We start from the raw sequence: 16906 nt of genomic DNA on the forward strand, positions 1-16906 counted from the left end.
GGTTCGCCATCGCTCGTGCGCGGCACGGCGCGACGCCACCAGCGGCCCGAGCTCGCCCTCCCCCGCCTCCACCTCGGCGGGCAACAGGAAGAGGATGTCCTCGGCGTCGGCGATCACGCCTCGCCGGGCCAACCCACGGCCGCGCCGCAGCAGCGCCGACCGCAGCGACCCCGCGAGCACGAGCTGCCAGCGGGCACGCTCCTCGCGGACCGCCACGTAGTCGGCGACGCGGGCCAGCCGCCGGCGGAACCTCGCCTGGGTGGCGGGGTCGCCGGCAAGGCGGTCGTCGACGTCCGCCGCGAGCGCCTCTCTCCGCTTCGCGCCACGCTCGAGCGCGAGGCGGGGCGGGGGGACGTCGTCTGCCGCCATCTGGCGCAGCTGGCTCCAGAACCCGCCACGCTGCTCCCGCCACGTGGGGCAGGCGATGTCCCACGACTCGCATCGGCCGCCCCACTCGTCGAGGAAGGCATCGAGCTCGGCGAAGAAGGCGGGCTCGGCGCCGTCGGCGCGCAGCGTCGCCATGGCGGCGGCGGGATCGTCGGCGAGGAGGGCGGCGGCGACCCTCGGGCCGGCGGCTGCGCTGCGCCCCAGCCGCCAGAGGTCGTCGTCGGCCCGGAGGGTCTCGTTGGCGTAGCCCTGGGTCAGCTCGCTGGCCACGAGCGTGGCCGCCTCCTCACCGACGGCGTCGCGGCAGGTGGCCGTGAGCAGGTCGAGGTCGTTGCCGCAGACGAAGGCAGGGATCATGGTGAGCTGCATGCCGTAGTGCTGCAGCTCGGCCAGGGCCTGCAGCGACACCTCGTCGCCCGCGGCGTCGAGCTGGTCGCAGCACGCCTTCACCGCCGGCAGGCAGTGGTCGTGCCAGATCCGCAGGGCGCTGCCGTGCCGCTCGACGAGCTGGGCACAGCCGGTGAACATGACGTTCAGCACGTCGGCAGGCAACCCGCCGTCGACGAAGTAGGCGAAGCCCGATGCCTCGGGCCCGGGGCGGAACGTCGGGGGCAGCACGAGCCCGACCTCGGTGTGCGCACGTTCGGCGCCCGGGAGCCCCAGGTGGACGAGTGCGGCGGCCATCGGCGTCTGCGGCTCGCGCCCGTGCTCCCGCTCGCAGCGCCAGCGTCGCGTGGCGTCGTCGGCGTCCCGAAAGGTCACCGGGAACGGCGTCCCGTCGGCACAGCGGTACTCGATCGTGACCATGCGCTCCCTCCCCTGCACGGTCGGGCCCCCTCGCGCCCGGCGCCACAAGGTACTCCGGTGCGGTCAGCGCTCGCTGACCAAGGGTCACGGCGCACGCGGCGCACGCCGGGGCAGCGGCCTGGTGGGGCAGACTCGGTCCGTGTTCGCACGACTGCTCGTCCCGCCCGCCCTGAGCTTCCTGATCGACGACCGGGCCACCGGAGGCAGCCGGTGAACCCCGCCTTCGAGCGCTTCGTCTCCCTGCTCGAGCTCGAGGTCCTCGACCGCGACCTGTTCCGCGGAGCCAACCCCGGCAGCGTGGGCCCGGGGCGGGTCTTCGGCGGCCAGGTGGCCGGCCAGGCCATGCAGGCGGCCGCCGCCACCGTCGAGGTCGAGCACCACCCTCACTCCCTCCACGCCAGCTTCCTGCGACCGGGGCGACGGGGGACGCCGATCATCTACCAGGTCGACCGGATCCGCGACGGGCGGTCGTTCACGACCCGGCGGGTGGTGGGCATCCAGCACGGCGAGGCCATCTTCTCCCTCACCGCCTCGTTCCACGTGCTCGAGGCGAGCCCCGAGCACCAGCTCCCGCTCCCCCCCGACGTGCCGCCCCCCGACCGGTGCGAGCGCGAGGAACCAGGCCAGCACCACATCCACCACCACCCCTTCGACATCCGCGAGCTCGAGCCGCCCGCCGTCGTCGACGGCCGCCCCGCCGCGTCCACGCGCCGCATGTGGGTGCGCACCGACGGGCGCCTGCCCGACGAGCCGGCGGTCCATGCCAGCGTCGTCGCCTTCCTCTCCGACATGGGCCCGGTCGGTGCCGCTCGACGGGCGCTGCGGCGCAAGGGTGAGGCCGGCGAGATGATGGGCGCCAGCCTCGACCACACCCTCTGGTTCCACCGGCCGCTTCGGGCCGACGAGTGGCTCCTCTACGACCTGGAGGCCGTCGCCGTGGCAGGCGCCCGTGGCCTCTCGCGGGGCACGCTGTCCACCGAGGACGGCGTCCTCGTCGCCAGCGTCGCCCAGGAGGTCCTGCTCCGCCCGATCCAGCGCTGACCGTCGGCGGTGCTCAGCGCGCTGCCCGCCAGGCGGCGTCGAGGCGACCCAGCTCGGTCGAGGGCCCCGCCCCGACCGACGGCCAGAGCTCCTCGGCGATCCGTCGCCAGTTGGCGGTGGCGCCGAGGCGGCCGAACAGCCCGTAGAGGCCGAGGTTGATCCGGTTGATGAAGACGAACATCGAGCCGCCACCGCTCGTGTTCTGGGTGATGGGGCTCGAGCGGTCGAAGAGGCTGTGGACCACCCTCGACGCGTACTCCGACGTCCACGTGACCTCGCGGTCGTGCATCACCAGCTCGTAGTAGGGGATCATCGCGTCGTAGAGCTCTTCGTCGGTGGCGTCGGCACCGGGCAGGATGGCGTTGCTGTCCTCTAGCGCTCGGCGGAACTTGGCGGGGTCGGGGTCGAGGACCATGTGCTGGATGAACCGCTCGAAGTGCACCACCTCGTGCTCGTCGAAGCGCTTGACCAGCCCGAAGTCGAGGAAGGTCACCCGCCCACCGGGTCGGAACAGGTAGTTGCCCGGGTGCGGGTCGCCGTTGAAGAGGTGCAATCGGTAGAGGCTCCCGAAGACGAAGCGGTAGATCGCCTCGGCGGCGAGGTCGCGCTCGGCATGGCTCCAGGCCTCGGTCTCGGCGAAGCGGACGCCGTCGGCCAGCTCGGTGGTGAGCACCCGCCCGGTCGAGAGCTCTGGGAGGACATCGGGGATGTGGATGAAGGGGTGGTCGCGGTAGGCGTCGGCGAACTCCTGCTGGTTGACCGCCTCCTGGCGGTAGTCGAGCTCCTCGACCAGGCGAGCGGCGATCTCCTCGGCGATGGGCCGGGGGTCGAGGTTGGGGAAGATCAGCCGCATCGCCTGGGCCACCAGGTCGGTGGTCTCCAGGTCGGAGCGCACGGCGTCGGCGACCCCGGGGTACTGGACCTTGACGGCGACAGCGCGGCCGTCGTGGGTCATGGCACGGTGGACCTGCCCGATCGAGGCCGCCGCGATCGGGACCTCGTCCCACTCGGCGAAGACCTCCTCCGGCGGCGCGCCCAGCTCATCGGCAACGACGCCCGCCGCCAGCGCGGGGCTCATGGGTGGCGCGTCCTGCTGCAGCTCGGCCAGCGCCTCTCGGAAGGGTGCGGGCAGAGACTCGTCGACGTAGCTGACCATCTGGCCGAGCTTCATCATGGCGCCCTTCATGTTGCCGAGGGTCGCCGCGACCTCCTGGGCGGTCCGCAGCTGGAGCGCCTCGTCAAGCTCGTCCCGGCGCTCGGCCGACGCGAAGATCCGTCGTGCCCGGTGGGTGGCGTAGGCGCCGCCCATGCGGGTGCTCATCCCCGCCAGCTGCGCGCTTCGCGCTGCCGACCCTCGGCGCATCAGCGTGTCGCCCTCCGATGTCCGCGAGCGCCGGTAGGTCAGCGCCGCAGCGCCTCCCAGGAGTGCCAGGGCGGCCACCACCATCGAGCTCCTGCGCATCGCCACGCCGGGCAGTGTGGCAGGCACCGGCGCCCGGACCCTGATCGGAGGAATCCTGATCTTGAGGATCCGCCACCGCCCGATACGGTGCACCACCCGTGGGGCAGACCAGCGCCGGCATCAGCATCGACGACCGCCAGGGCCTCCGAGACGCGGTCGCCCGCGGCGACCGGGCTCCCTTCGGCTGGAAGCCGGCGATGGTCCTGGTCTGCATCTCGCTCGTCGACCGGATCGAGACGAGCGTGGTGGCAGGGGTCCTCCCCCTGCTGCAGGAGGAGTGGGGCTTCAGCGACACCTTCGGCGGCGCCATCCCCACCGCGGCCGCCATCGCCGGCATCCTCATCGCCCTGCCCGCCGGCTACCTCGCCGACCGCGTGCACCGGACCCGGCTGCTCTCCATCGTGGTGGCCACGTGGTCGATCGTGATCATGGCATCGGGCCTGGCGGTCAGCTTCGCCATGTTCTTCGCCACTCGGGTGGTGCTCGGCGCCGCCGACAGCCTCGACGGTCCTGCGGCGTCGAGCGTGCTGGCCGACTACTACCCCCCGGCCTCACGGGGGAAGGTGTTCGGCTACCACCGCCTCTCGGCGTTCGTCGGCGGCGGCCTCGGCGTGCTGTTCGGCGGCGTCATCGGCCAGCTGTTCGGCTGGCGGGCGGCGTTCGTGTTCATGGTCATCCCGGGCCTCGTCGTCGCCTGGGCGACCTGGCGGCTGGCCGAGCCGCGGCGTGGCCAGATGGACGAGGTCGTCGCCGACCTCCGCAGCACGGCCGGTGTCAGCGGCGACGAGCCGGTCGGCCCCGACAGTGTCTCCCTGGCGGGCGACGCCGACGTCGTGCTCGCCGCCCCGCTCGCCAGCGGGCCCCGCGCCCTGTACGCGCAGCTGCGCACGCTGATGCAGGTGCGCACGGTCTCCCACGTGTACGTGGGCGTGATGGCCCTGTTCACGGGCATCTCCGGGATCTTCTTCTGGCTGCCGAGCTACTACCAGCGGACCCACGACCTCAACGAGGGCACCTCGGCCGCACTGGCCGCCGTCCTCACCCTCGTGGCCACGATCAGCGGCACCGTGATCGGCGGCACACTCGGCGACCGGTGGCACGGCAGCCGGCCCGGCTGGCGCATCGTCCTGTCGGGTGCCGGCCTGCTGTCGGGGTCGTTCGCCCTCGCAGCGTCGTTCGCCATGCCCAGCCTCGCCCTCCAGCTGCTGCTGCTGGGCGCGGGCATGATCCTGATGTCGCTCGCCATCCCCAACCTGTCGGCGGCGGTGGCCGACGTGCTCCCCGCCACCCAACGGGGCATCGGCTTCGGCCTCTTCGGCCTGCTGTCGGCCGTCGGCGGCGCCATCGGCCCCTTGGCCGTGGGCGCCACCTCCGACCTCATCGGCTCCCTCGCCGGTGCGTTCTACGTCCTCGTGGTGCCCATCATCGTCGGCAGCCTCGCCGTCCTGCGGTGCCGGTCGTCGTTCGATGCCGACGTGGCCGCCGTCCTCGACGCGGCCGAGCGCCCGGAGTAGCTCAGGCGTCGTCGGGCAGCGCCGGACGCGCGCGGCCCGGGGCGACCGTCCGGGCCAGGACCCCGAGCGTGGCGCGGAGCGCCCCCTCGGACATCACCGGGAAGATCTCCGCCTCCCGCCAGACGGGGTCGATGCCCGACCAGTCGTAGTACGAGGTGACGAAGGTCCCCTCGGCGATCGGCTCGAGCCGGTAGCCGTAGATGTGGCCGATGTGCGGACGAAGCTGGCCCACGACGGTCCAGGCGATCTCCCGGGGCGGGTCGAAGGCGGTGATCTCGACCGTCACGTCGTAGAGCCCGAGCGGGTAGTCGTTGAGGGCCTCGCGGTCCATGTGCACCACGAAGCTGTCGCCGACGGCGCTCACCGGGTCGCCGCTGGCGGCCATGAGCATCCCCGAGCTGTCAATGGCCACGTGGCCCTGCGGATCGCAGAGCACGGCCCAGATCGCTTCAGGACCCGCGGCGATCGCTCGCTGGACCTCCATCCGTTCAGTCGTCATCGGGACATGCTGTCACGGCGACGCGGGGCGAGAGGCGCCGAGTTCGGTCGATCGTGGGGCGTGGGGTCGGTCGGTCGTTGTGGGACATCTCCAGCCCGGCCAGCTTGGTGACCTCCCCGCAGTGGTCGCTCCCTCAACCCACCCCCGGCACCCCTTGCTTTCCGCGAGGAGCCGCGGCCGCAGAAGCAACACGGCAGTGCTTGCAAGATTGGAGGAGAACCGGCCCCGGCAGTAGCGGCACGCATCCATGGAGTGATTGCCCGAACCGCGCCCGCTCGGCTACGCACGTCATGTCGTACAGAAAGTGGTGCCTCTGGTGGTGAGGGACCAGTCGAACGTGTACTGGCCGTCGTCGTAGTCGTACACCAGCTGCCCGATGCTTGCATAGGTGTTGGGAGGCGATGATTTGACCTGTAGCCCGCCTATGGCGCCGTCGCGGAATCGGCGCCACGGTCCCGGGGCGGCAGCGATCCCCGTGGGCTGAGCGCCGTAGCTCCACTCCCATTCACCCCATGCGTGACCGGTGACGTTACCGTTCGAGTCGTAGTGGACGATGACCGGTATCCACGCGATGAATCCGGAGGCGTGCACTGTCGGCGCGGTCACTGTGGCCGACCCCGAACCGATCGTGCAGTACAAGTTGCCGGTCCGTTGCCATGACACCGCTGCAGTGGAGATTTCGGACGTTGTTGGTTCGCTCGGAAGCTCGTCCGGCTGCTCGGGAGCGCCCTCGGCTGGGGGGGACGCCTGCATCCATTCCAGGGCGCGGATCAAGAATGTCGCCATCTGTCCGCGCGTAACTGCGGCATGGGGGCGGAAGGTTCCGTCCGGGTATCCCTTGGTGATCCCCGCCTCGGCGACGGCGCCGATGCCGGCGGCGTGGGTGCCGGAGGAGTCGGTGAAGGTGGCGTCCCCGGGGGGGAGCGCGAACGCGTTGGTGAGTAATGTCGCCATCTGTCCGCGGGTGACGTGCACCGATGGGCGGAATGTTCCGTCGGCAAATCCTGACGCGATTCCTGCCTCCACCAAGGCGTTGATGCTCGGCTCGTGGGTAGTTCCATCGTCATCTTGGAAGTAATCGTTGACACTCAGAGGCAGGCCGACCGTGCGCCCGAGAAACGTCGCCATCTGGCCACGCGTTACCGGATCAGCAGGGCAGTACAGGGACGGTCCGCAGCCTTGCGTTATGCCGTTTGCAGCGATCAAGTCAATATTTGTTTCGTGAGTAGAACCATCATCGTCGGTGAACAAACCCGCTGCGGAAGCCGGATGGGCCATCATGGCTGTAACCGCGAAAGCGGCCGTAATGACAAGAATCTTGCGAGACGGTTTCATGTCGTCCCTTCAGGATGCGATCTCGTTAGGGAGCATGGTGGCCCCTGCCGAGACGAGAGAGCAATAGCCCAAACGGTCTAGTTCGGATGGTTTGCGTCTCAGGTCATTGCACCTGCAGGCTGCGCCGGGTCGAGGGATAGTCATAGCGACAGATAGCCACTGTGGGATGGCTGCGCAATGGGGACAATTGATCGTCCCTGAACGCCGACTGAACGGCGAGTCGGCGGCGTTCGTACTCTGTCGGGTGTGACGACACCCCCGAGCGCCGACTCGGTCGCGTCACATGCGTCGCTCCGATGCACCCAGGGAACATCCGCTGGCTTCGACGGGTTTCTATGGCGGTGAAGGAGCGCTCTCCGGCAGTGTCCGCCTCCCCGGCGGTGTTCGCGGCGAAGGCACTGCTGCTCATGGTGACCCTCCTCCTGATGGCGTCGATGGGCGGCGGCTTCCTGCTGCTCCCGCTTCTCATTCCGGCTCAAGTGTGGGCAGCACGAGACTCTGGCCGAGTGGGCCGGATCGGGTGGTCACTCCTTCCCGCGGCTTCCGTGGGGATGGTGGCATGGGCTGGGGTGTACGTCGTGGCCGGCGAGTCGATGCCCGCCATCTGGCTCGTGCCTGCCATCGCACTCGCAGCGGGATGGGCTGCGACTGTCCGTGTAGCAGGACGGCGATCGTTGACCGCTGCCTGACCATCCGCCCGCGACTGCGTGCCGCTTTCCTGCTCGTCCCCGCCCACGACCGACCGACGGCTCCGGTCGCCGCAAACGCGAGCCAGATCAGCGGGCTGCCGCGCTCTTCCAGACAGTTGGTCCGACGGGGAGATCGGCAGAATCGAGCGTCCGCATCAGGAGACAGGAGCTGATGAACAACTCGAACAACGAATCGGTGTGCACCGACGGCCACAGATCCTGGTTCTGGCGCTCAGTGCGCAGCTGATCAAGCACCACCGAGCGGATGGCCGCGTCGGTCGCTTCGCGCGCTATGCCGGCGAGCATGCACCCGTCCTCGTGGTTCGGCGGCGGGCAGGTCTCCGTGTGCAACGCGTACCGCCCGTCGCGACGAAGGTCTTCTTGCTTGGGCCCGGGCACCACCAGGACGTGAAGACCAGCGTCGCTGACGATCGGGCAGACCGGGTGCACCCGCGGCGCCCCATCCGGCCGCACCGTTGCCAGGAAGCCGAGCCCGATCCCGACCTCGTAGAGGTTTTTCCGGGCTTCCTGTGCAAGGACCGGAACTTCGGCTGCGAACTCAAGCCATGTCACCACCAAGGATCATGCCGCGCGCGCTTCCTCTCGGGCGACCCGAACAACAGGTCGGCTCGCACCCTGGGTGAACACCGCGGGGTGGTCCCTCGTCACCGCTCCAGACCTCAGACAAGCAGGAATTTCGCATGCCGCCTAGCATCAGTCTCAGTTCGGTGCCGCTGGTGCTGACCCGCAAAAGGAGACTCGATGGGTTCAAACGCTGACACATTGCGCAAGCTCTATGACGCGTTCGGGGTAGGGGACGTGGCCGCCGTTCTCGGCGCAATGGACGACAAGATCGACTGGCAGGAGCCGACCGGCCTGCCCTTCGAGAACCAGCTTGGTCCGCAGGCGGTTGCCGAGAACATCTTCGGCCCTGTTACCACTCAACTCGAGGGCTTCTCCGTCACCCCCGACGAGATCATTGATGGTGGCGACATCGTCGCGGCGACAGGCAAGTACGGCGGAAAGGGTGCCGCCAACGGTGTCGAGTTGGACGCCGAGTTCGTGCACGTCTGGCGATTCGGCGCTGATGGCAAGATCACGGGATTCCGCACGTATACCGACACCTACCTGTGGCGCCAAGCACTCGGAGCTGACTGAGAGCAAGGCTGAGCGACGGACCCGGCGGTCAGGGGCCCGTCCCTGACCGCCGGGATCTTGGGCTGGTCGCGGCCCTCAGGCGGCCCGAGGCGTCGCGTCCGCCCTGGTCACGGGCTCGCATTGTGGGTAACCATCGCGGGGTAGCCCCTCGTCACCGCTGCTCCCCACCAACGCTGCGCTGCACGCGTTCGCGTCGCCTCGTGCACCACCTCGCAACCTCATGGCGAGCAGAACGATCGAGGTTCCCGATAGTTGGGACAGCGAAGTTGTGGCGTGACGCGGATCAGGAGCCTCAGACGCGAATGGCGGCCGGGGGTAGAGGGTTGCGCCCGGCGAGTGATCCACGTATCTCGGTGATGGCGAGGCGGACGAACGCCTGCCGGTGGTGGAACGGCTTGCCGCGGCCGGCGGAGATGGCCTCGGGGTGTCCCGCCTGATGACCGCTGTAGGCGTAGTCCATCGCCGAGTCGCTGCTCTCCCACAACGACACAGAGGAGATGAACGGCGGGCGCAGGACTGCGCTCGAGAACACGTTGCCCGGCGCCGTCGCAACGGCTTTCTCCGCTGGCTGGCTGGCACGGAAGAAGGGGATGAACCGCGAGATCTTCGTCTTGGCGAGCGTGAGCACGAGCACCGGGCCGTCGTGTTCGACGTTGCGCTGCTTCGGCACGTCGTCACCGATGCCGGGCCACGCGCCGTGGATGCGCAGCGGCCGGGCGTGCACGACCAGCCCGCCACCGAGCTTGGCGGCGAGCGGATGCGTCGCCTCGAACTGCTTGAGGGCGACGTCGTCCTGCCAGAACGCGATGAGGCCGACGCGCCCGGGTGAAGGCCGCGCAGGAGTCGTGCCGAACGTGGCGGCCACGCCCGCGTTGGCGTGCAACAGTCCCGAGATCGATGCCGGGCGCGGGTGCCGGACCAAGCCAAGCGACTTCGGCAAGCCAACGTCGGCGATGTGGACGGAGACGACGCTCATCGCTGCTCCTTTCTCTGTCGCGGTCACCTTGGCCGCGAAGGCGGCAGCCGGGACGGTAACCCTCACCGTCTTGAGCGCGCCAAGTGGGCGATGGCTCATCGCGTCGCGCCTGGTGAGCCGCTTGCACCGTCGGTAACCATCTTGGGGTAGCGCCTCGTCACCGCTGCTCCCCACCCACGGTCGCGACAGAAGTCGGGGCCTGGTCCACCGCCAGGTCGTGGCCGTTCTTGACGCGCTGACCGGGTCGTCACCGCTCCCGCCGACGGCAAGAACCGATACGGCACCGCCGCCCGGGACATCGTCCTGTGGTGCTTCGAGATGCAGCCCCGCAGCGTCGGGCGGGCCCTCGCCCGAGCCTGCCCGGAGAGCGAGATCTCCTGAGCTCCCCTTGATCCACTCGGAAACATGTTCGTGGCGGTCATCGGCCAGAGCTCGATCGTGCGCGTCGGTACCGACGGGGTCATCACGACCGTCGCCACCGACGAGGACGGCCTCGACTTCCCGTCGGCCGTGGAATTCGGTCGTGGCGATTCGTCCGGGAGCCTCTTCGGTGTGAACTTCGCCATCGCCGAGCTGGTCGGTGCTGTGACAGTCGAGGGACCTGGCGTCTTCCAGATCCCGGCGGCGACCACCTCGGAGTAGCACGCCGACTGCTCCACCCACATCCCCTCAACCAGCCCTGCGACACCGGGCTCGGCCGCAGCCGCTGGTCATCGGCACAGCAGTGCGTTCAGGACCGCCCGCTACCGTGTGTTTGCCGCCGCGTGCCGCGTTGTCCGCACGTGCCAGCGATCGCGTTGGGAACAGGATGGTCATGAGAGTGCCCGAGACCAGGTACGCCACTACGTCGGACGGTCTCTCGATCGCGTATCAGCAGTTCGGGACTGGCCCGCACGTCGTTTGGGTGACGGGCACCGCATCACACGTTGAGTTGTTCTGGGAGTTTCCCGGCTGGGCACACACGCTCCGACGCCTGGGCGAGCGCTGCACGGTGACCTGGTTCGATAAGCGCGGCACGGGTCTATCGGACCGCACCTTGCTGTCCACGTCCCTCGAAGACCGCATGGAGGACATCCGTGCGGTGATGGATGAGGCCGGCATCGACTCTGCTTCCGTGATCGGGCTCTCGGAGAGTGGTGCGATGAGCGCACTGTTCGCGGCAACGTTCCCGGAACGTGTCGAGCGGCTCGTTGTCGTGGCGTCATGGGCCTACCGCCCCGACACCGCGCAAGCAGCCGCGGCGTTCGAGACGCTTTGGGGACAGGGCACGCTCCTCGAAGCGATCTGGGCGCAGGGCTTCGCCGACAAGGACCTTCTGGGCCGGATCGAGCGAGCGATGGGAACGCCCACCAGCATGGCGAGCCTCCTTCGGGCCAATGCATCGTTCGACGTCCGCCCCATCCTCCCGCTCGTGCGCACGCCTTCCCTCGTCGTGCACTGCACCGACGATCCAATCATTCCGGTGTCCTACGGACGGGAGTTCGCCTCACTGCTACCCGACACGCGCATGGTCGAGGTGGGCGGGGCGTTCCATGGCAGCGCCCGGCCCGAGGACATGGGTCGATACGGAGAGGCGATCGAAGCGTTCCTCGTGGGCACAGAACACCGTGCCGCCTCAACAGCGGATCGAGTACTGGCCACGGTGCTCTTCACCGACATTGTCGGATCGACCGACCGTGCAGCAACCGTCGGAGATTCCCGGTGGACCGAGCTGCTTGATGACCACGACCAGATCTCCAGGCGTGCGGTGGAAGGTGTTCGTGGGCGCGTCGTCAAGATGACCGGCGACGGGGTGCTCGCCACGTTCGATGCCCCGGCGAGCGCCATCGCTGCAGGCCACCAGATGATCCGCGACCTCGCCGTTGTCGGCGTCGAGATCCGAGCCGGGATCCACACCGGCGAGGTGGAACGTCGGGGCGATGACATTGGGGGAATCGGAGTGAACCTCGCAGCCCGCGTGATGGCGGCAGCAACAGATGGCGAACTCTGGGTGTCATCCACGGTTCCCGGATTGACGATAGGGGCGGGCGTCGAGTGCACGTCGCGCGGCCGTCAGGCGCTCAAGGGCATTCCCGGCGAATGGGAACTGTTCGCGACCCAGCCACTGCATGCTGGCCATCAATGAGCTGCGGTCCCGTGCGATGAAGCGATTCGATCTCGTGATCTTCGACTGCGACGGTGTTCTGGTCGACAGCGAGCGCCTCATCGTCAAGGTCGAGGCTCAGATCTGCCAGGAACGCGGATGGGGCCTCACGGAAGAGGACGTGATCCGCGAGTTCGTCGGTCTCTCTGACGCTGCGATGCGTGCACGGCTGTCCGAGCTGGTCGGAGAACAGCTCCCTGCGGATTGGGACGCCGAGTACAGCGAGCGGTACCGGGAGGCGCTCGCTCGCGACCTCGAAGCCGTCGAGGGCGTGGCCCAGGCCGTGGATGCCATCGAGCAGGCCGGACTCGCTACCTGCGTCGCGTCGAGTGGAAGCCACGAGAAGATGGCGTTGACCCTGGGCAAGACCGGGTTGCTCGACCGGTTCGCGGGTCGGATCTACAGTGCAACTGATCCCGAGGTCGCAGCAGGCAAGCCAGCGCCTGATCTGTTCCTGCATGCGGCTCAGCGCATGGGTGCTAGCCCTGGGAAGTGCGCGGTTGTCGAGGACAGCCCGTACGGACTCACCGCTGCTCTTGCGGCGGGCATGGTGCCGTTCGGCTTCTCGGGAAGTGTGATCCCCGCCGATCGTCTCGCCGTCGACGGGGTCACGATCTTCGACACCATGGCAGATCTCGCCTCGCTCGTGACTGCGAACGTGTAGCGGGGCAATCGGTGTGGCATAGAAGCTTCGCTACGCAATGATGTGCCGGTGCCTCGTGCGGGGGCTGCCCAAGGGACCGGCCTCGTTTCAGGCCCGCTCCCGCTGCCAGGTCGTGTCCGTTCTTGACGCACCCCGATCGGCCCTTCTGGGATGGCGCAAGTTCCTCCAGCGGAGAACCCGAATGATGTGTATCATATGCGCATGGCCAGAGTGAACATCACCGTGCCCAACGAAGTGGTGGCAGCCGCCCGAGCGGCTGGGCTGAACGTGTCCAGGCTGGCAACAGCCGCATTGACGGACGAGCTCGACCGCCTCGCGAAGATCGACGCTCTCGATGCCTACCTCGCAGAGCTCGAAGCTGAGTTCGGACCTCCCACGCCGGAGGAGATCGAGGACGCAGCGAAGTGGGCACAGCGTCTCGATGCCGCGTCGACTCGACCGCGCCGCCGGCGAACCGCGTGACGCTGATCCTCGACAGCGGCGGCGTCAGCGCTCTCATCGGCCAACGGGCGAGGCTCGCCGAGCTGCGACGGCGAGGTCAGTGGCCGCCACAAGTCCCGGCGATCGTCCTCACCGAAGCCCTGACCGGCGACCACCGCCGCGACTTTCACGAGAACCGGCTGCTGGCCATGTGTCAGATTCGCGTCGTCTCGGAAGACCTTGCTCGCGTTGGCGCGCGCCTGCGGGCGGCAGTTTCACGGCGCGGCTCGATCGCTGCGACAGACGCTGTGGTCGCTGCGCTCGCCGTCACCTACAGCGACGCCGTCGTGCTCACCAGCGATCCCCGCGATCTAACCGCTCTTCTCGCTAACGAAGACGTCAGCATCGTGCGCGCTTAGCCCTGACAACCATCCGCATGCCCGATTACAGGACGTCGAACCATCGAGCGCGTCACGACGTCGGCGTGGGATGGTCAGGTGATGCGGAGGGCCTTCGTGGGGTCTGGTGCACCGACACGGGTGGGGTGCAGGACCGTAGCCAGCATCTCGCAGCCGTCGACCACCCGGGGCCCGGGTCGCACCACGTAGGCGTCGGCGTCGACGGCCCAGACCTCGGACCCCTCGGGCTGATGGCCGGCTGCGAACAGCGCGGCGGCCAGGTCGACGGCGCCCTCCAACCCGAACCCGCACGGCGCCACCACCACGACCTCGGCGCCGCATCCGGCGACCCGGTCCCATCCGACTCCCTCGGACCGCTTGCCCGCCTGGCCCAGCACCTCGGTGCCGCCGGCGGCGGCGACCATGTCGGGCACCCAGTGGCCGGCGCTGAAGGCGGGATCGGTCCACTCGAGCACCAGCGTCGGCCGGCGGCTGGCCCCGTCGAGGCGGCGGTCGAGGTCGCGGAGGCAGGCCCGCAGCGACGCCACCAGCTCCTCGGCCTGTTCCCATGTACCGGTGGCCTCCCCCACCGCGGTGATGGAGGCGATGACCTCGTCGAGGCGCATGGGATCGAGGGTGAGCACCTCGGCGTCGCAGCCGAGATGAGTGAGGGCGGCGTCGACCTCGGAGACGTCGACGGCGCACACCGCGCACAGATCCTGGGTGACGATCAGGTCGGGGTCGAGCTCGGCGAAGGCCCCCCGGTCGAGGCGGTAGAGATCCTCGCCGGCGGCCATCCGCTCCTTCACCACGGCGTCGATCTCGGCCGGTGCGAGGCCCTCGGGCAGCGCCGAGGTGGACACGATGCGCCGGGTGCGGGCCTCGGGCGGGTGGTCGCACTCGAAGGTGACCCCGACGACCTGCTCGCCGAGGCCGAGGGCGAAGAGGATCTCGGTGGCCGACGGAAGCAGCGACACGATCCGCACGGCGCTGAGGCTAGGGCGAAGTGGCGGTCGGTGGCGGGTGGTCGCGCCGAGGGGTTGCGGGCCGCCCCGGGGGGAACGAACATCGGCACCACCGACAGAGGAGACCCGACATGCTCGATCCCCGACACCGCTTCAGCGTCGAGTTCTGCGTTCCCTGAAACTACGTCCCCCGTGTCGTCGGTCTGACGGACGAAGTGTTGAGTGGATGGGCCCCCATCATCGAGAACATCGAGCTGGTGCCGTCGTCGAAGGGCCGCTTCGAGGTCACCCTCGACGGTGAGCTGATCTTCTCCAAGAAGGACCTGGGCCGCCACGCCGAACCCGGCGAGGTGGCCGCCATCGTGCGCGAGAAGCTGGGCCCCGAGATCGAGCGCGACTGAGCATCCCCCGCTACGCGTCGGGTCGAGTGGCCATCGCGGGGTAGTCCCTCGTCACCGCTCCTCCCCACCCGTCGGTTCGCGCTAACGGAAGTCGCGGGAGCGCAGGGCGGCGGTGTCGCCGGGGGCGGTGGGAAAGGGATCGAGGCGGTCGGCCACCACGTTGACCACACCCTCGGCCCGCTCGAGGGTGCCTCGCACCAGCAGGGCGGGGGCGGTGCGGGCCAGCGTGCGGTAGCGGGCCCAGAGGCCGGCCGAGCAGATGACGTTGATCAGGCCGGTCTCGTCCTCGAGGCTCACGAACACGGTGCCCGAGGCGGTGGCCGGGCGCTGGCGGTGGGTGACGACGCCACCCACCCACACCCGGCGGTCGACATCGGCGGTGACCAGGGCCTCGGCGGTGAGCACCCCCATCTCGTCGAGCAGTGCCCGCACGTGCTCGGTGGGGTGAGACCCGGCGCTGATGCCGGTGGACCACAGGTCGGCGCTGGTCTCCTCGGCCGGCGACATCCCCGGCAGCGGCGGAGCCGCCACGCCGGTGACCACGCCCTCGAGGCGGTCGGGCCGGGCCTGGGCGGTGGCCCCGGCGGCCCACAGCGCCTCTCGGCGGTCGAGGCCGAGAGACCGGAAGGCTCCGGCGGTGGCCAGCGCCTCCACCGCCGGCAGCGGCGCCTCGGTGCGTCGCACCAGGTCCTCCATGGAGGCGTAGGGCCGGCTCGCGGCGATGCGCTCGGCCAGGTCTGCGCCCACCGACCGCACCGAGCCGACGCCGAGGCGCACCGCCACCCCGCCCACGCTGCCCTCTTCGGCCTCGAGGGTGGCCGTCGCCACGCTGTGGTTGACGTCGGGGCGGTGCACCACCACCCCGTGGCGGCGGGCATCGCGCACCAGGGTGTGGGGCGACCAGAAGCCCATGGGCTGGGCGTTGAGCAGCGCCGCGCAGAACGCGGCCGGGTAGTGGCACTTCAGCCACGAGCTGGCGTAGACGAGGTGGGCGAAGCTCACCGAGTGGCTCTCGGGGAAGCCGAAGCTGGCGAAGGCGGCCAGCTTGTCGTAGATGCGGTCGGCCACCTCCCCGGTGATCCCGCGCGCGGCCATGCCCTCGTAGAGCCGGCCTCGCAGCCGTTCCATGCGCTCGGTGGAGCGCTTGGAGCCCATGGCCTGGCGCAGCTGGTCGGCCTCGCCGGCGCTGAAACCGGCCACGTCGATGGCCATCTGCATGAGCTGCTCCTGGAACAGCGGCACCCCGAGGGTCTTGCCGAGCGACGGCTCCAGCAGCGGGTGGAGGTAGGTGACCTCCTCGGTGCCGTTGCGCCGTCGGATGTAGGGGTGCACCGACCCGCCCTGGATGGGGCCGGGGCGGATGAGGGCGACCTCGACCACCAGGTCGTAGAAGCGCCTCGGCTTGAGGCGGGGCAGGGTGGCCATCTGGGCCCGGCTCTCCACCTGGAACACGCCCACGGAGTCGGCCTCGCAGAGCATGTCGTAGACGGCCGGGTCCTGGGGGATGGTGGCCAGGTCGACGGTGACCCCGTGGTGCTCGGCCACCAGCTCGATGGCGTAGCGCAGCACCGACAGCATCCCGAGGCCGAGGAGGTCGAACTTCACCAGGCCCACCGCCGCGCAGTCGTCCTTGTCCCACTGCAACACCGTGCGCCCCGGCATCCGCCCCCACTCCACCGGGCAGACCTCCACCACCGGCCGGTCGCAGATGACCATGCCGCCCGAGTGGATGCCGAGGTGGCGGGGGAAGTGCTGCACCTCGGCCGCCAGGCGCAGCACCGCCTCGGGGATGCCGTGGCCGGGCTCGGCCTCGTCGGGGAGGCGGTGGTCGAGCTGCTTCGACCAGGCGTCGACCTGACCCTGGGCGTGGCCGAGGGCCTTGCCCATGTCGCGCACCGCCGAGCGAGCCCGGTAGGTGATGACGTTGGCCACCTGGGCGGCGTTCTCCCGCCCGTAGCGCTCGTAGACGTACTGGATGGCCTCCTCCCGGCGGTCGGACTCGATGTCGACGTCGATGTCGGGCGGACCGTCGCGCTCGGGCGAGAGG

General features: G+C 69.5%; 16 protein-coding genes and 1 pseudogene. 9 read left to right on the forward strand and 8 right to left on the reverse strand.

The features are described from left to right. Positions 1-1194, reverse strand: a 1194-nt coding sequence (locus VMN58_13770) for a hypothetical protein (protein ID HUF34267.1), incomplete at its 3' end; no start/stop codon positions are given. 210 nt (positions 1195-1404) lie between these two features. Here VMN58_13770 and VMN58_13775 point away from each other — a divergent pair. Continuing rightward, complete coding sequence (locus VMN58_13775) at positions 1405-2235, forward strand: acyl-CoA thioesterase domain-containing protein (GenBank protein ID HUF34268.1); 831 nt, start codon at positions 1405-1407, stop codon at positions 2233-2235. A 13-nt stretch (positions 2236-2248) separates the two neighbouring features. Here the strand turns inward: VMN58_13775 and VMN58_13780 are convergent, their stop codons facing one another. After that, positions 2249-3697, reverse strand: coding sequence for an AarF/ABC1/UbiB kinase family protein (locus VMN58_13780; protein HUF34269.1), 1449 nt, complete (start codon positions 3695-3697; stop codon positions 2249-2251). A gap of 98 nt (positions 3698-3795) precedes the next feature. On the opposite strand from VMN58_13780, the gene VMN58_13785 reads away from it, so the two are divergent. Beyond that, entirely contained in the window at positions 3796-5211 is a 1416-nt protein-coding gene (locus VMN58_13785; protein ID HUF34270.1) for an MFS transporter, read from the forward strand. A 1-nt stretch (position 5212) separates the two neighbouring features. On the opposite strand, the gene VMN58_13790 is transcribed toward VMN58_13785, so the two are convergent. The 3 genes from VMN58_13790 to VMN58_13800 form a co-directional block, all read right to left on the reverse strand. Further along, positions 5213-5710: an SRPBCC family protein gene (locus tag VMN58_13790; protein ID HUF34271.1), complete on the reverse strand. Its 498-nt coding sequence runs from the start codon at positions 5708-5710 to the stop codon at positions 5213-5215. 288 nt (positions 5711-5998) lie between these two features. Continuing rightward, positions 5999-7045: an S-layer homology domain-containing protein gene (locus VMN58_13795; GenBank protein ID HUF34272.1), complete on the reverse strand. Its 1047-nt coding sequence runs from the start codon at positions 7043-7045 to the stop codon at positions 5999-6001. A gap of 776 nt (positions 7046-7821) precedes the next feature. Further along, positions 7822-8307 (reverse strand): hypothetical protein, encoded by a 486-nt coding sequence (locus VMN58_13800; GenBank protein HUF34273.1) that lies wholly within the window; start codon positions 8305-8307, stop codon positions 7822-7824. 189 nt (positions 8308-8496) lie between these two features. Between VMN58_13800 and VMN58_13805 the strand changes: the two genes are divergently transcribed. After that, a complete protein-coding gene (locus VMN58_13805) occupies positions 8497-8892 on the forward strand; it encodes a nuclear transport factor 2 family protein (GenBank protein HUF34274.1) in 396 nt (131 codons plus the stop codon). 292 nt (positions 8893-9184) lie between these two features. Here the strand turns inward: VMN58_13805 and VMN58_13810 are convergent, their stop codons facing one another. Further along, the gene (locus tag VMN58_13810; protein HUF34275.1) at positions 9185-9868 is read right to left on the reverse strand and encodes a hypothetical protein; all 684 of its coding nucleotides are present in this window, start codon (positions 9866-9868) and stop codon (positions 9185-9187) included. 405 nt (positions 9869-10273) lie between these two features. Here VMN58_13810 and VMN58_13815 point away from each other — a divergent pair, with 405 nt between their 5' ends. The 5 genes from VMN58_13815 (at position 10274) to VMN58_13835 (ending at position 13514) form a co-directional block, all read left to right on the forward strand. Continuing rightward, a complete protein-coding gene (locus tag VMN58_13815) occupies positions 10274-10510 on the forward strand; it encodes a hypothetical protein (protein ID HUF34276.1) in 237 nt (78 codons plus the stop codon). Between the two features lie 172 nt (positions 10511-10682). Continuing rightward, positions 10683-11993 (forward strand): adenylate/guanylate cyclase domain-containing protein, encoded by a 1311-nt coding sequence (locus VMN58_13820; GenBank protein ID HUF34277.1) that lies wholly within the window; start codon positions 10683-10685, stop codon positions 11991-11993. Further along, positions 11977-12675, forward strand: coding sequence for an HAD family hydrolase (locus VMN58_13825; protein HUF34278.1), 699 nt, complete (start codon positions 11977-11979; stop codon positions 12673-12675). The genes VMN58_13820 and VMN58_13825 overlap by 17 nt, the downstream gene beginning before the upstream one ends. Before the next feature lie 201 nt (positions 12676-12876). After that, complete coding sequence (locus VMN58_13830) at positions 12877-13137, forward strand: type II toxin-antitoxin system CcdA family antitoxin (GenBank protein HUF34279.1); 261 nt, start codon at positions 12877-12879, stop codon at positions 13135-13137. After that, positions 13134-13514 (forward strand): PIN domain-containing protein, encoded by a 381-nt coding sequence (locus tag VMN58_13835; GenBank protein ID HUF34280.1) that lies wholly within the window; start codon positions 13134-13136, stop codon positions 13512-13514. The genes VMN58_13830 and VMN58_13835 overlap by 4 nt, the downstream gene beginning before the upstream one ends. Before the next feature lie 74 nt (positions 13515-13588). Here the strand turns inward: VMN58_13835 and VMN58_13840 are convergent, their stop codons facing one another. Beyond that, the gene (locus VMN58_13840) at positions 13589-14479 is read right to left on the reverse strand and encodes an ABC transporter substrate-binding protein (protein HUF34281.1); all 891 of its coding nucleotides are present in this window, start codon (positions 14477-14479) and stop codon (positions 13589-13591) included. Positions 14480-14649: 170 nt separating this feature from the next. Here VMN58_13840 and VMN58_13845 point away from each other — a divergent pair. Next, positions 14650-14859: pseudogene (locus tag VMN58_13845) on the forward strand (Rdx family protein). Between the two features lie 81 nt (positions 14860-14940). On the opposite strand, the gene VMN58_13850 reads toward VMN58_13845, so the two are convergent. Further along, positions 14941-16906 (reverse strand): error-prone DNA polymerase (locus VMN58_13850; GenBank protein HUF34282.1); only part of this gene is annotated, 1966 nt, incomplete at its 5' end.

The sequence above is a fragment of the Acidimicrobiales bacterium genome, assembly GCA_035512495.1.
Lineage (GTDB): Bacteria > Actinomycetota > Acidimicrobiia > Acidimicrobiales > CADCSY01 > DATKDW01.

Bases quoted from the DNA above. Each gene is read 5' to 3' on its own strand.
- VMN58_13780 (HUF34269.1), bottom strand. From the start codon at position 3,697: ATGCGCAGGAGCTCGATGGTGGTGGCCGCCCTGGCACTCCTGGGAGGC.
- VMN58_13790 (HUF34271.1), bottom strand. From the start codon at position 5,710: ATGACGACTGAACGGATGGAGGTCCAGCGAGCGATCGCCGCGGGTCCT.
- VMN58_13795 (HUF34272.1), bottom strand. From the start codon at position 7,045: ATGAAACCGTCTCGCAAGATTCTTGTCATTACGGCCGCTTTCGCGGTT.
- VMN58_13805 (HUF34274.1), top strand. From the start codon at position 8,497: ATGGGTTCAAACGCTGACACATTGCGCAAGCTCTATGACGCGTTCGGG.
- VMN58_13810 (HUF34275.1), bottom strand. From the start codon at position 9,868: ATGAGCGTCGTCTCCGTCCACATCGCCGACGTTGGCTTGCCGAAGTCG.
- VMN58_13815 (HUF34276.1), top strand. From the start codon at position 10,274: ATGTTCGTGGCGGTCATCGGCCAGAGCTCGATCGTGCGCGTCGGTACC.
- VMN58_13820 (HUF34277.1), top strand. From the start codon at position 10,683: ATGAGAGTGCCCGAGACCAGGTACGCCACTACGTCGGACGGTCTCTCG.
- VMN58_13825 (HUF34278.1), top strand. From the start codon at position 11,977: ATGCTGGCCATCAATGAGCTGCGGTCCCGTGCGATGAAGCGATTCGAT.
- VMN58_13830 (HUF34279.1), top strand. From the start codon at position 12,877: ATGGCCAGAGTGAACATCACCGTGCCCAACGAAGTGGTGGCAGCCGCC.